This window comes from Mesorhizobium sp. LMG17149, from assembly GCF_024518695.1.
Taxonomy (GTDB): domain Bacteria; phylum Pseudomonadota; class Alphaproteobacteria; order Rhizobiales; family Rhizobiaceae; genus Mesorhizobium.
The window spans coordinates 434226-447095 of sequence record NZ_JANIFL010000007.1 but is presented as its reverse complement, the minus strand read 5'-3'; the positions used below and the strand labels follow the sequence as shown (position 1 = coordinate 447095).

Here is a 12870-nt window from a genome sequence, read left to right as displayed (position 1 = left end):
CTTCAGGCGCCGTAGCTGCGCATCGTCTGGCGGTTGGTCTTGACCGCGCCGGCAGGATCGGCGGCGGCCGTTTCGGATTCTTCCTCCAGCACCAGCCAGCCGTTGAAGCGCGGTGCGGTGTTGGCGATCTCGATGACCGCAGGCGTGTCGCAGACGCCCTTGCCGAGCATGGCCCAGGTGCCGTTGGCATAGACGTCCTTGAGGTGGATGTAGCGGATGCGGTCGCGGTAGGTGCGCAGCGTATCGGACATGTCCTTGTGGCCGCGCAGTATATGGCCGGTATCCGGTACCCAGCCGACCAGGTCGGGGTCGAGCAAGGCAAAGATCGTGTCGTAGTCGGCGCGGTCGAACAGCAGCGTGTTGTGGTGCGAGCTTGGATGCACCGCAACCTGGAGGCCGGCCTTGCGTCCGATCTCGCCGGCCTTGTTGTAAACCTCGGCGGCGATGGCGAACTTATCCTCGCGCGGGCCGTCGGACACCATCGTGGCCGAGCCCATCGATACCAGCGCATTCGGGAAGGCGGCGGCGAAATCGATCCAGCGCTTGGCGGTTTCGAGGTCGGCGCCGATCTCCTCCTTCAGCGTAAAACCACTGTTCGAGCCAAAGGCGAAGGAAACCAGCGTCAGCCCCGACGCCTTCAGCGCGGCGGCGAACTCCTCCGGCTTGTCGCCATAATGTCCGATCATGGTGTCGGTGATCTCGATGCCGGCATAGCCACCGTCAGAGATCGCCTTCAGCAGATCGTCAGGGCCGCCGGTGAACCGGTCTCCCAGCATTTCCCAGGTGAAGGTCTGGCAGCCGACTTTGAGGTCTTTCACGTTCATCCTTTCATTCCTTGATATCGCCTATTGCTTGATGCCACCCTGAGTCGCCGTGGGATGGACATCCTACTTGACCGAGCCCGCGGTCATGCCGGCGAGGAAGTACCTCTGGGCAACGAGGTAGATGAGCAAGAGCGGTAGCGAGCCGAGCACGCTCATCGCCATCATCTGGTTCCATTCGAAGGCATGCTGCCCCATCAACAGCTGGATGCCGATCGGGACGGTGCGCATGGACGTCGATTTCGTCAGCGTCAGCGCAAAGAGAAATTCGTTCCAGCACAACAGGAAGGTGTAGACCGACGTCGCCACGATACCAGGCAGTGAAATCGGGACAATCACCCGCCAAAGCGCTGTCCAACTGGAGCCGCCATCGACAGCCACGGCTTCATCGAGATCGCGGGGCAAGGTGTTCAGATATCCCGTCATCAGCAGGATCGCGTAGGGCAGCGTAAACACCAGGTAAGTCAGGATCAGTGCGACGTAGGTATCGAAGATGCCGTATGAGACGACAAGTCCGAAGAAGGGGATCAAAAGTGTGATCGGCGGAATCGTCTGCGTGCTGATGATGATTGTGTTCAGGATGCCCTTGCCGCGGAAGTTGAAGCGGCTGAACCCGTAGGCCGCCAGCAAGGCGATCAGCACCGTCAGCACGGTCACCGCTCCCGCCACGAAATAGCTGTTGAAGAAGAAGCGCAGCTTTACCGGGTCGCCAAGGATGGCTGCATACGCTTCCAGCGTGAAGGCCTTTGGCAGGATGGTTGGTGGCAGGGCAAAGATTTCGGTATTCGATTTGAACGAGCTGCTCAGCATCCAGTAGATCGGAAATGCCGCGAAAAAGAGCCCCGCTGCAAGCGCTACATGGAGCGCGACGGTGATCAGCCTGTCTTTCGGCGTATGCCTTTTTCTCATGATGACTACCGAGCCTTCTGATAGCGAATATAGAACAGCGTCAGGCCGAGAGAGATCAGCAAGATGACCACAGCGCTGGCTGAAGCCTGCGACAGGTTGTAGCTCGAAAACGCCAGCTTGTACGTGTAGGTGCTGAGGACCTCGGTCGAGTAGATCGGGCCACCGCCCGTCGTTATCCAGATTAATGGGAAGACCTGCATGGTCCAGATGAAGTCAAGCAGCGAGATGCTGATGATGATCGGCATCAGCTGCGGAATGGTGATGAAGATCAGCTTCTGGTAGGCTTTCGCCCCGTCGATATCGGCAGCCTCGTAGAAATCCTTGGGAATGCCCTGCAAACCCGCGAGCAGGCTGACCATGAAGAGCGGATAGCCCGCCCAGATGTTGGCAAAGGTGACGGCGTGCAGCGCGGTCTCAGGCGAGGAAAACCATTCGACCTTGGAACCGATGATGCCGATTTGCATGAGAATGCTATTCACGACACCGTTCGGCTCAAGCAGCAGGCGCCAGATCACGGCGATAATCACCGCGGTGAACAGCCAAGGCAGTATATAGAGCACGCGCAGGATATTGCGCAGCGTCGGATTGATGCGGTCGCTGTTCAGCATGAGCGCGAAGGCCATGCCGATGGTCATGTGGAAAATGACACTCATGCATGTGAAGTAGAGCGTGTGCCACAGCGAAGCCCAGAACACGGGGTCGTCGAAGATCGCCTGGTAGTGTTTCAGTCCGGCAAAGGATGGGTCACGACGCAGCACCGCGCTGTTCTGGAACGAGTAGCCAATCACCGTCACCATCGGCAGCAGCATCAGAAGCCCGATTATGAGCAGCGAGGGCGACAGATAGAGGTAGGGTGCGACCGCTCGTTTGAGCTTGTGGTGGGAGCGCTTTTGCCGGGTCATGTGCCAACCTTGGGATACGCCTTCAAGAGAAGGTAAGCTTCAAAAACAGGTCCACTCAAATTGCCGATCCGTTGTTGCCGGGTGGCCTGCCCGAAGTCAGGCCACCCGGTCGAAGATAGCAAACGGGAACAGGCCGATCAGAATTTCGCCATCCAGCCCTTCTGAGCGGCGGCGGCTGCTTGTTCCGGAGACTGCTCGCCGGCGAGCATCTTTTGGGCTTGCACGTCGAACTGGGTCATCAGGTCTTCTGCCACCGGCAGGCCCGTGAACTCATTGGCGAGATAACCGGTCTTGAAGATTTCAAAAGCCTTGCCGAAAGCCTTGTCCGAGGTCACGAAATCGGGCTTGGCGTTGACGTTGCCCGGGAAGGCGTTTGCAAGCGACACGAGCTTGGCGTTCACCTTTTCACTCATCACATATTGGACGAGTTTCCAGGCCTCTTCCTGATGTTTCGAGGCAGCAGAGATGCCGATGCCCCAGGAGGCATAGGGAAGGCCGCGCTTGCCGGTATAGTTTTCCACGACCGGGACCGGGATGAGGTCGAAGTTCAGCTTGGGATTGCGCTTGCGGATGAGGTTCACATGCGCGAGCGAGTCGATCATCATCCCGACGCGGTTGTTGACGAACTCCTCGACCTTTTCCTGCTCGGTCTTGGTGGCGATGCCGGGCGAGATGGTTCCGGCGTCGTTGAGAGATTTGACGAAGGTGAGCATATCCACCACCGGTTTGCCCTCAAGGTCCGGCTTGCCGTTCGCCATCATCGACTGACCCGAAGCCCAAACCCACGACATCATGTCGTTCTGGACGCCGGATGGCGTTTGCAGCGAGAGGGGCAGCACCCAGCCATACTGATTCTTGTCGGCGATCGTCATCTTCTTGGCGGCTTCGAGAAACTCCGCACGGGTCGACGGCAGCTTGGTCACGCCTGCCTGGGCAGCAAGGTCCAAATTCACGAAGACCGGATAGACGAAGGAAGCCACGGGAAACATCACCGCCTTGCCGTCCACCTTGACGATGTCCGCGACCTGGCTCTTGTCGAAACCGCTCGCATCCATCATCGGATTCATGTCGGCGAGTGCGCTCTGCGCATTCAGATTGTTCACCCAGGCACCGTCGAGACCGACGACGTCGCTGAGCGTTCCGGTTGCAGCACCAACCGAGATCTGGTCACGCGTGGTCGCGTAGGGGCCGCTGACCAGCGTCACTTTGATTCCGGGATTTGCGGCCTCGAAGTCATCCATGATTGCCCTGAGCGAGCCGGCCGGCAATTCGGGCTCCCACCATTGGGTGAATTCCAGCGTCGTATCCGCCATGGCGCCGGTTGCGCCAAGCAACCATGCGGCCGCGGCTATTTTCAGCATCGCGGGTTTAATACGAAACGTCATTCTCTCCTCCTTCTTTATATTCGCCCGCACAATGCGGCCGATCGTCTGGTTATTCAGAAGTCTTCTTACGCAGGCGCCTCACCCTCACCCGCGGGTCTTCGCTGATACTCAGATTGCCAGATGCGTCTCCGGGTCGAAGTAATGGAGCTTGGTATCATCCAGGGCCAACCTGATTTCCGAGCCGGAACGGACTTTGCTGGTCGGTTCGAATTTCGCCACCGCATTCGACGCCAGGCCGAAATCCTGCACCGCGTCAGGGTCGCCGGAGTCCACCCGGACCGCGTCGATGTCGAGATGGACGATTTGTTCGGATCCAAGTTCTTCGATCGAGGTCACCTTTGCCGGTATCGTCTGATACTTGCGGCCGGATTCGAGGCTGCTGTCATAGAGATCCTCCGGTCGTATGCCGAACACGACCTTGCGCCCCGCATACGACTTCAAGCCCGGCCTGCGCACGAAGGCTGCATCCTGCAGCCGGATGGCCAGGGCGCCGGACATCAGTTCGTCGCCCGTCAGGGTCGCCTCGAAAAGGTTCATCGAAGGAGACCCGATGAAGCCGGCAACGAAGGCGTTCACCGGCGATTCATAGAGTCTCTTGGGTGTGTCGACCTGCTGCAGCACGCCGCCTTTCAACACCGCGACCCTGTCGCCCATCGTCATGGCTTCGGTTTGGTCGTGGGTCACATATATGGTCGTTACGCCGAGTTGCTTTTGCAGACTGGTGATTTCGGCGCGCATTTGAACACGCAGTTTCGCGTCCAGATTGGAAAGCGGTTCGTCCATGAGAAAGGCTGCCGGCTCGCGCACCATGGCGCGGCCCATGGCAACCCTTTGACGCTGCCCGCCTGAAAGGTTCGCGGGTTTGCTGTCCAGCAGAGACGTCAGTTGAAGGGTTTTGGCGATCTCGTCCACGCGCTTTTTGCGCTCGGCCTTCGGCTTGCCTGCCAGCCGCATCGAAAAGCCGATGTTTTCGAACACCGTCATATGCGGGTAGAGGGCGTAGCTCTGGAAGACCATCGCGATGTCGCGGTCCTTGGGCGGCATGTCGACGACGTCGACACCGCCGATCCGAAGGCTGCCGCTGGTGACGTCCTCCAATCCCGCGATCATCCGCAACGCGGTGGATTTGCCACAGCCGGACGGCCCGACGAGAATCAAGAACTCACCGTCCTTGACCGACAGGTTCAATTGGTCGATCGCGTGAAAATTGTTCCCGTATGTCTTGCAGATATTCTCAAGAACGACTTCTGCCATATTCCTCCCTCCACAAGTCTAAGCCACTGATTTTATGATTGTCCTCGGCTTATGTTCACCTGCGAAATATTTCCTCGGATAGTTCGGGCTATGTTCCGGTATCGAGCCGCGCATATTTCAGTTCGACTGCCGACGGCGCGTTCGTCGATGCCAGGAGTTCCGTGACCCGGTCGCCGGTCGGAAGCGCCTCGCGCCCGCCCCGCCCCGTTATCGAAAGGGCCGCCGCCGCGGCCGCAAATGCGACCCGGCCTGCGGTGTCGGCCCCGCGCGTCAATGCAAGGGCATAGGCGCCATGAAAGCAGTCACCGGCGCCGGTCGAATCGACGACGGCAACCCGGTGCGGAGGCAGGTGCCAGAGCCCTGTCTCGTCGCGTCCGCGATAGTACACGCCCCTGCCACCATCCGTCAGAACCACGGCGGACCGCGACGGCAACCACAATGCATCGAGCATCTCGGCCGGCGATCGGCGCCCCGTGGCGGTCCGCGCAAAGCCGAGTGGAAGAATGAGATGGTCGCAGAGCGCGATCAGCCGCTCCGTGGCTGGGCCGCTGCTCCATTCGATATCGCCGAGGATCGCAAGGCCGAGATCGCGAGCCCGAGCCACGACATCCAGCGACCGGATCGCATAGCTATCGACGATCAGGACGGTCGCGCGGCTGAGGACCTCGTCCGGAAAGTCCGGCGCGGTGCCCAGCATCGCTTCGTCGTCATACGCGATGAACCGCTCCCCATCCGAACCGACGGTGATCCGCGAGCGCACCGGGCGCGCGTGCGGGTGGCGCGGCGCGAATGCGGTTTCAACACCGCTCTCAATGAGATCGCACAGCACGGCGTCGTCGGCGGCATTGCCCAGCCATCCGACGAAGCCGGCGCTTCCGCCGAGCCGCGCGACGGCGGCAAGCGCCGTCGCGACATTTCCCCCGAAAGCTCGGGCACTTTGCAGAACCTTCCCCTTGCCCGCCGACAACGGCTGATCGACATAGACGATGTCGTCGATCGCAATAGCTCCGAAGCCGAGGATTGAAGGGACGACGGTGGGCATCGTTCAGGCACCCGCCTTCGCCAAGGCGTCTTGCGCCGAAAGGCCGTCATGGATGACGCCCCGAAAGGCAATCGCTGCCTTTTCCGGATCGCCATGCCCCCAGAGATTGCGGCCCACCACGGCACCGCGCGCGCCGGCACGGATGGCGTCCGCCGTCTGCTGAAGGGCGCCGAGCAGCGTGTCGGTCTTCGGACCACCGGCGATCACAACCGGCACCGGGCAGGTCCGAACGGTCTCTCGAAACGACTCGAAATCGCCCGTGTAACCGATCTTGATCACGTCGACGCCGGACTCGTAGCCGATGCGTGCCGCATAGGCGATCTCGTCGGGGGTGAAGACGATTTTTGCCCCGTCGGTGAAATCGCGAGGGTAGATATGCGCCACCACCGGCATGCCGTAACGGGCCGCCGCATTCACCGAATCGGTCAGCCAGCGTATGTATTTGCCCTCGGTCGCGCCGCGCACCGGAATGGCCACGGCCAACGCATCGGCGCCAGCGCGCACCGCATCCTCGGGCGTTGCAATCAGTTCACTGATGCGATCGTCGGGAGTGAAGCAGCCGGCCTGGATCACCAGGGAAGCTTTGCCCGCATATTGCGGCCACAGATGGCGCGCGGTGCCAGGCTGGATGCTGACGTAGTCGGGTTTGCCCACCATGACACGTGCAAGGGCGCCCGGCAGATCGGCAAGACCTCCTTTGCGCACGTCGCCATAGCCGACAAAGTGGTCGACCGCGCCGCCAAAAAGATTCCCCGATGGATGTGAGAAGAGGCGCGCCAGGCGCACCTTGGTTCCGAGGCTCATGAGTCCAAAATTCTCCAATCGATTGATTTCAAAATCCTGCACCCAGTGTTTGCGAAAGAAAAGACAAATGCAATCTTTCGAAAGCTTTCGAATTCGCATATTTTTGGTAGAGTGAACCGAGGCCAGGGTGATTGCTTGGCGGATGGAGGCAAGGACAGGGCAATGTTGTCAGAGCAGAGACGCCAATCGATCCTGGGTGAAGTGCAACGTAGCGGACAGGTCCGCATCAAGGACCTGTCAGACGATTTTGGCGTATCGGAAGTCACGGTGCGCTCCGACCTCGAGATACTGGACCGTAAGGGACTGCTGACCAAGACCCGCGGAGGCGCGGTGACCCGGACCACGGATTCGACCACGGCCGCGTTCGCCCGGCGGATGCAAACGAACCTCGATGCAAAGAAACGCATTGCCCGGGCAGCGGTAGAACTGTTCGAGGACAACCAATCGGTCATCTTCGACGGCGGCTCGACATTGATGCAGGTTGCCATGCTGTTACCGCCGCTCAGCAATGTCGTGGTCGCGGCCACGGCGATGAATATCGTGCAGCATCTGATGCATCGGCCCGGGCTCGACGTTCACATGATCGGCGGCCGGGTCTATCCAGACACGGTGAGCACACTGATCACCGATGCCGACACGGCTCTCGGCGGCTTGGTAGCGCATCAGGTCTTTGTTGGAGCGCATGCGATTGACTCGTCACTGGATGTGGTCGACGTGAACGAAGACATGGCGCGAACGAAGCGAAACCTCGTGCGCATGGCCCGGCGCGTTGTCCTCCTTGCGGATTCGAGCAAATGGGGCGTCAGCGGAACGTCCAAGGCCTTTTCGCTGTCGAGCGTCGATGTCGTGATCACCGACGATGGCCTGTCCGACCCGATACGCAGCCAGCTTGATAGGACCGGGGCCAAGGTGATCTATGCCTGACCCCGTCGCGGTCTTGGCCGCGGCGGAAATATCCGATGCGCGCATGAGCCACGGGATCCGCATCGACGGCCGTTCTTTCGGTCATTTTCTCCTCCCAGGACTGGCAGCCTCCCGATATCGCACCAGCATTTTCGCATGTTGTATAAAAATTTTACGCGCGTCAATATTTAAAATGTTGTATAGCCTTTTGCGAATGCGATCCGCCTAACGGCTGGGCGGATCCGGCAGGCCATGAGCGCATTGGGAGGCAGGATCGAAAATGCACGGGACATCAAGGACCAAACTCGGGATCGGCGTCATCGGATGCGGCAACATCTCGATGACTTACCTGCGCAACGCCGGGCTTTTTGGCGGGATCGAATTGCGCGCCTGTGCCGATATTTCGGCCGACATGGCGGCGGTGCGGGCGAAGGAATATGGCATCCAGGCACTCGGCGTCGATGCGCTGCTGGCCGACCCGGAGATCGATCTTGTCCTCAACCTGACCATTCCGGCGGCGCATTTCGACATTTCGTTTGCCGCGCTTTCGGCCGGCAAGCACGTCTTCACCGAAAAGCCGCTCGCCACCTCGGCCGCCGACGGACAACGCCTGGTCAACGAGGCGCGGTCGCGCGGCCTGCTGCTCGGCTCGGCGCCCGACACGTTCCTCGGTGCTGCCGGGCGCCGTGCGCGCCGGTTGATGGATGACGGCGCCATCGGCCGTCCGGTCACCGGCACCGCCTTCATGATGGGCCGCGGCATGGAGCACTGGCACCCCAACCCGCAATTCTACTACCAGCCAGGCGGTGGCCCCGTGTTCGACATGGGTCCGTACTATCTGACCATGCTGGTCAATCTGCTCGGCCCGGTCGAGCGCGTCATGGCAATGGCGACACGCGGCCAGGAAGAAAGGCTGATATCAGCCGAAGGGCCATTCAAGAACACCACATTCAAGGTCGGCACGCCGACCAATGTGCTGTCGCTGCTCGAGTTCCGCTCCGGCGCGACCGTCGCCTTCGGCGCCTCGTGGGACGTCTTTCGCCACTCCAACCATCCGATCGAACTGCACGGCACGGAGGGCTCGCTGCGCCTGCCCGATCCCGACACGTTCGGCGGCACGGTGTCGCTGTCGGAACGCGGCACCGACTGGCAGGATTTCGCCAGCGAGGGCGATCTCTACGGCGCCCGCAACTGGCCTTATGCCGCGCCCGACCGCGCCAACTACCGCATGCTCGGCGTCGCCGATCTGGTGCGCTCGCTTCAAACCGGCAACACCCCACGGGCCTCCGGCAGCCTCGCGCTGCATGTACTGGAGATCATGGAGGCTATCCTGCGCTCCGGTGAAACACAGGGATCAATCGCCATCGCGGGCGATGTCGTGCAGCCGGCCCTGCTGACCGAGGAAGAGGCGAGCAGCCTGCTGGCCTGAGGACATGACCATGACGCTCGATCCGGATGCGCTGCGCGTCCTCGAAATTGGTCGTGCAGCCGGCGGCGAGCCATTCGAGACCGGCAGCGTGGCGGCGGCGCGAACTGCCTACAACGCCTCGTTCCCGACGTTACAGGGTGAGCACGAGCCGGTCGCTGCGACCCAGGAACGGCAGATCGACGGGACGAATGGACCTATAGCGCTCCGCATCCATCGCGGCATCGGCGCACCGCAAAGCGGGGCACCGGCGCTGCTCTACCTGCATGGCGGCGGCTGGGTCATCGGCAACCTCGATTCGCATGACGAGATCTGCCGCCTGATGGCCAATCTCGGCGGTGCCGTCATTGTCTGTCCCGATTATCGCCTGGCGCCAGAGCACAAATTTCCCGCCGGGCTCGAGGATTGCCTGGCGACACTGCGCTTCATAGCGGGGAATGCCGCCGGTCTCGGCATCGACATCAGACGCATCGGCGTTGCCGGCGACAGCGCCGGCGGCAATCTCGCCACGGTGCTGGCGCTGCTTGCCCGCGATGGGCTTGCGCCTCAGCTTGCGGCGCAACTCCTGATCTATCCCAACACCGACGCGCGGCAGGCATCGAATAGCTACCAGCGTTTCGGCGACGGCTTCGGGCTCACCGCAACCACCATGGCATGGTTCCGCGACCACTATGTGCGAACGCCCGAGGACATCATGGACTGGCGCGTCTCGCCCTTGCTGGCGCCTGCCCTCGCCGGCGCGGCGCCGGCTTTTGTGGCGCTTGCCGGCCGCGACATCCTCGCCGACGAAGGGGCAGCCTATGCGGCGCGCCTGCAAGCCGCGGGCGTGCCGGTGATCCTCCGGCAGTGGCCGGGCCAGATCCATGGCTTCGTCTCAATGGGACGCCATATTCCCGCTGCCCGGCAAGCGGTGGCCGAGGCGGTGGCTGCCTGGCGCCACTTCGAGAAGGTCGCTGACGATCAGGCCGACTGACGCATCACCAGGGTGGCGCCGAGCTTGACAGTGCGGGCCAGGCCTTGCTTCGGCGGATCGGCTTCGTCCAGCAGAGCCAGCAGTATCTCGACGCTGCGGCCGGCCATGGCGGTGAAATCCTGCGCCATGGTGGTCAGCGCCGGGCAGGTGTAGCGGCTCAGCGGATGATCGTCGTGTGCTGCAACCCGCAGATCGCAATCGGGTCTGCGGCCGACCTTCAGGCCGCGCGAGAACGCAGCCGCCATCACGCCAAAGGCGAGGCGATCATTGGCGCACAGGATGGTGCGGCCGGGCAAGGCGCCGGCCTGCAGCATTTTTTCCGTCTGCTCGTAGCCGATGCGTTCGAAGTCCCAGGTGTAATCGCGGGTGCCTTCGATGACGACCGGCTTGAACCCGGCGGTCTCCATCGCGACGATGTAGCTTTCCTGGCGTTCGCCGGAGTTGTGGTTGACGTGTGGGATGTCGAGATAGACCGGCGGCTCACCCGAACGGCAGAGATAGTCGACGATGGTCGAGACGCTCTGCCGGTTGTCGTTGCCGACGAACGGCGTATCGCCCTCGATATAGGTGTCGAAATAGACAATCGGAATGTCCTGCCCGAGCTTGTCGAAGACGCCGCGGTCGGAAGCCAGACCCAGTGGGGCGATGATCGCGCCGGCGACCTTCAGTGACAGCAGCGTCCTGACCGACTCCGCCTCCAGCTTCGGCGAACCATGCGAGGAGATGACGATCGGCCAGTAGCCTTCGTCGCGGCAGCGAAATTCGATGCGGCTGACCATCTCGGCGTAGAACGGATCGGTGATCGTCGGCACGACGATGCCGATGTTGCGGGTGCGCTTGCGGTTGAGATTTCGGGCGAAAAGGTTGGGCTGATAGTCCGAGGAGCGCAGGGCGGCTTCGATGCGCGCCCGCGTCGCCGGCTTCACGCTCGCCGGATCGTCGAAATATTTGGACAGCGTCGGCCGGGACACGCCGCATGCCTGGGCGAAGTCATCCATCGTGCGGTGCGTCTTCTCCGCCATCGATATATTCCTGATCCCCTGCCATGATCGGCCCGCCCCCAGTCATGCGGCCGTTGACCGGATGCGACAATCCTGGATGGAACTTATTCAGTCAATTTTCACAGTTACCAATAGAACCCAGAAATATTGCATGCGTCAAATTATTCATTAACGTTTCAAAAACTGAGGCGACTCGCCGCCGTTTTTTCCCGCCAAACGCTTTCGGATAGCGCTGTTTCGTCGACTTGATGGTCAGTTCGACGATCGAGGGCTGCAGAAGCTTGCCGCTCGCTCTCGGCTCCGGGCCTGCTTGCCAAATGACGCCATGCCGCCCATACACGGCTTGGGCAATCGCCTCGCCCGTTCGCCACCTGCCAGGGATACTGTCCGATGTCCGCGACGCCGTGGTCAAAGCCGTGACGGACCACTCCATGCCATCGCTTGCCGGCCTGGGCTGGACGGATTTTTTTGGCGACCAGCTCGAACCCGGCGACGCCGATCTTGTCCCGACGCGGATCGCCACCGTCCACCGCGATCGCCTGACCGGACTGTCCCAGGCAGGGCCGGTCGATCTGACGCTGCCGGCGCAGGCGAACACCGGCGACTATGCGGTCGGCGACTGGGTACTGGTCGATGGGCATGAACACCTTGTGCAGCGCCGCCTGGTCCGCAAGACGGTGCTGGAGCGCCGCACCCAGGGCGGCAGGGTGCCGCAGCTTGCCGCGGCCAATGTCGACACGCTGTTCATCGTCACCTCGTGCAATGCCGACTTCAATCCCGCCCGGCTCGAGCGTTATCTGGCGCTCGCCAATGAGGCCGGAACGACGCCAGTGATCCTGCTGACCAAGGCCGATACCGCTGAAGACGCCGAGACATATGCAAGGCAGGCTGCCGCGTTGCAGCGTGGATTGCCGGTCGTGACGCTGAACCCCCGGACATCGGATGCGGCAACCATCCTGGCTGCCTGGTGCGGTGTCGGCCAGACGGTGGCGCTGATCGGCTCCTCCGGCGTCGGCAAATCGACGCTGGTCAACACGCTGGCCGGATCGGGGCAGCAATCGCCGCAGCAGACCGGAGGCATTCGCGAGCACGATGCCAAGGGACGCCACACCACCACGTCGCGATCGCTGCACGCCATTGCCGGCGGCGGCTGGGTGATCGATACGCCGGGCATGCGGACTTTGCAGGTCAGTGACGTCGCCTCCGGCATCGACACGCTGTTTGCCGAAATCACCGAACTCGCGCCACTGTGCAAGTTCCGCGACTGCACGCATGTGCATGAGCCGGGCTGCGCTGTGCAGGCTGCCTTGAAGGCCGGAACGCTCGATCCGGAGCGCCTTGCCCGCTGGCGAAAACTGTCCGACGAAAACCAGAACAACACGCCGGCTCAGAGCGGACCCCGCGGAGCCAAGTCTCCCGGCGGTCGCGGCAAGAGGCGTTGAACGGCCGA

At 61.8% G+C, this 12870-nt stretch carries 13 protein-coding genes; 4 read left to right on the top strand and 9 right to left on the bottom strand.

What is annotated here, in order from left to right:
- Nucleotides 1-2: 2 nt before the first annotated feature.
- The 7 genes from NP945_RS19405 to NP945_RS19375 form a co-directional block, all read right to left on the bottom strand.
- Entirely contained in the window at nucleotides 3-824 is an 822-nt protein-coding gene (locus tag NP945_RS19405) for a sugar phosphate isomerase/epimerase (protein ID WP_256747253.1), read from the bottom strand.
- 63 nt (nucleotides 825-887) lie between these two features.
- On the bottom strand, nucleotides 888-1730 hold the full coding sequence (locus NP945_RS19400; RefSeq protein ID WP_027036113.1) for a carbohydrate ABC transporter permease: 843 nt from the start codon (nucleotides 1728-1730) through the stop codon (nucleotides 888-890).
- 5 nt (nucleotides 1731-1735) lie between these two features.
- Nucleotides 1736-2632 carry a carbohydrate ABC transporter permease gene (locus tag NP945_RS19395; RefSeq protein ID WP_023808791.1) on the bottom strand — a complete coding sequence of 299 codons (897 nt, stop codon included), beginning with the start codon at nucleotides 2630-2632 and terminating at the stop codon, nucleotides 1736-1738.
- A gap of 137 nt (nucleotides 2633-2769) precedes the next feature.
- Complete coding sequence (locus NP945_RS19390) at nucleotides 2770-4017, bottom strand: sugar ABC transporter substrate-binding protein (protein ID WP_127266568.1); 1248 nt, start codon at nucleotides 4015-4017, stop codon at nucleotides 2770-2772.
- A 108-nt stretch (nucleotides 4018-4125) separates the two neighbouring features.
- A complete protein-coding gene (locus NP945_RS19385) occupies nucleotides 4126-5271 on the bottom strand; it encodes an ABC transporter ATP-binding protein (RefSeq protein WP_127319222.1) in 1146 nt (381 codons plus the stop codon).
- A gap of 88 nt (nucleotides 5272-5359) precedes the next feature.
- Nucleotides 5360-6313 carry a PfkB family carbohydrate kinase gene (locus NP945_RS19380; RefSeq protein WP_256747252.1) on the bottom strand — a complete coding sequence of 318 codons (954 nt, stop codon included), beginning with the start codon at nucleotides 6311-6313 and terminating at the stop codon, nucleotides 5360-5362.
- 3 nt (nucleotides 6314-6316) lie between these two features.
- Nucleotides 6317-7117, bottom strand: a complete 801-nt coding sequence (locus NP945_RS19375) for a class I fructose-bisphosphate aldolase (protein WP_023756676.1) — start codon at nucleotides 7115-7117, stop codon at nucleotides 6317-6319.
- A 162-nt stretch (nucleotides 7118-7279) separates the two neighbouring features.
- On the opposite strand from NP945_RS19375, the gene NP945_RS19370 reads away from it, so the two are divergent.
- The 3 genes from NP945_RS19370 (at nucleotide 7280) to NP945_RS19360 (ending at nucleotide 10419) form a co-directional block, all read left to right on the top strand.
- Nucleotides 7280-8041 carry a DeoR/GlpR family DNA-binding transcription regulator gene (locus NP945_RS19370; protein ID WP_127319228.1) on the top strand — a complete coding sequence of 254 codons (762 nt, stop codon included), beginning with the start codon at nucleotides 7280-7282 and terminating at the stop codon, nucleotides 8039-8041.
- Between the two features lie 259 nt (nucleotides 8042-8300).
- Nucleotides 8301-9449 (top strand): Gfo/Idh/MocA family protein, encoded by a 1149-nt coding sequence (locus NP945_RS19365; protein WP_256747251.1) that lies wholly within the window; start codon nucleotides 8301-8303, stop codon nucleotides 9447-9449.
- A gap of 10 nt (nucleotides 9450-9459) precedes the next feature.
- Nucleotides 9460-10419, top strand: a complete 960-nt coding sequence (locus tag NP945_RS19360) for an alpha/beta hydrolase (protein ID WP_127266574.1) — start codon at nucleotides 9460-9462, stop codon at nucleotides 10417-10419.
- Here the strand turns inward: NP945_RS19360 and NP945_RS19355 are convergent.
- Both NP945_RS19355 and NP945_RS19350 read right to left on the bottom strand, forming a co-directional pair.
- Entirely contained in the window at nucleotides 10407-11441 is a 1035-nt protein-coding gene (locus NP945_RS19355) for a LacI family DNA-binding transcriptional regulator (protein WP_127266575.1), read from the bottom strand. The two genes, NP945_RS19360 and NP945_RS19355, sit on opposite strands and share 13 nt — an antisense overlap.
- A gap of 91 nt (nucleotides 11442-11532) precedes the next feature.
- Nucleotides 11533-11853 carry a hypothetical protein gene (locus NP945_RS19350; protein WP_256747250.1) on the bottom strand — a complete coding sequence of 107 codons (321 nt, stop codon included), beginning with the start codon at nucleotides 11851-11853 and terminating at the stop codon, nucleotides 11533-11535.
- Here NP945_RS19350 and rsgA point away from each other — a divergent pair.
- On the top strand, nucleotides 11852-12862 hold the full coding sequence (rsgA, locus tag NP945_RS19345; RefSeq protein WP_164898490.1) for a ribosome small subunit-dependent GTPase A: 1011 nt from the start codon (nucleotides 11852-11854) through the stop codon (nucleotides 12860-12862). The genes NP945_RS19350 and rsgA overlap by 2 nt on opposite strands.
- Nucleotides 12863-12870: the final 8 nt, after the last annotated feature.

Bases quoted from the DNA above. Each gene is read 5' to 3' on its own strand.
- NP945_RS19405 (WP_256747253.1), bottom strand. From the start codon at position 824: ATGAACGTGAAAGACCTCAAAGTCGGCTGCCAGACCTTCACCTGGGAA.
- NP945_RS19400 (WP_027036113.1), bottom strand. From the start codon at position 1,730: ATGAGAAAAAGGCATACGCCGAAAGACAGGCTGATCACCGTCGCGCTC.
- NP945_RS19395 (WP_023808791.1), bottom strand. From the start codon at position 2,632: ATGACCCGGCAAAAGCGCTCCCACCACAAGCTCAAACGAGCGGTCGCA.
- NP945_RS19390 (WP_127266568.1), bottom strand. From the start codon at position 4,017: ATGACGTTTCGTATTAAACCCGCGATGCTGAAAATAGCCGCGGCCGCA.
- NP945_RS19385 (WP_127319222.1), bottom strand. From the start codon at position 5,271: ATGGCAGAAGTCGTTCTTGAGAATATCTGCAAGACATACGGGAACAAT.
- NP945_RS19380 (WP_256747252.1), bottom strand. From the start codon at position 6,313: ATGCCCACCGTCGTCCCTTCAATCCTCGGCTTCGGAGCTATTGCGATC.
- NP945_RS19375 (WP_023756676.1), bottom strand. From the start codon at position 7,117: ATGAGCCTCGGAACCAAGGTGCGCCTGGCGCGCCTCTTCTCACATCCA.
- NP945_RS19370 (WP_127319228.1), top strand. From the start codon at position 7,280: ATGTTGTCAGAGCAGAGACGCCAATCGATCCTGGGTGAAGTGCAACGT.
- NP945_RS19365 (WP_256747251.1), top strand. From the start codon at position 8,301: ATGCACGGGACATCAAGGACCAAACTCGGGATCGGCGTCATCGGATGC.
- NP945_RS19360 (WP_127266574.1), top strand. From the start codon at position 9,460: ATGACGCTCGATCCGGATGCGCTGCGCGTCCTCGAAATTGGTCGTGCA.
- NP945_RS19355 (WP_127266575.1), bottom strand. From the start codon at position 11,441: ATGGCGGAGAAGACGCACCGCACGATGGATGACTTCGCCCAGGCATGC.
- rsgA (WP_164898490.1), top strand. From the start codon at position 11,852: ATGCCATCGCTTGCCGGCCTGGGCTGGACGGATTTTTTTGGCGACCAG.
- NP945_RS19350 (WP_256747250.1), bottom strand. From the start codon at position 11,853: ATGGAGTGGTCCGTCACGGCTTTGACCACGGCGTCGCGGACATCGGAC.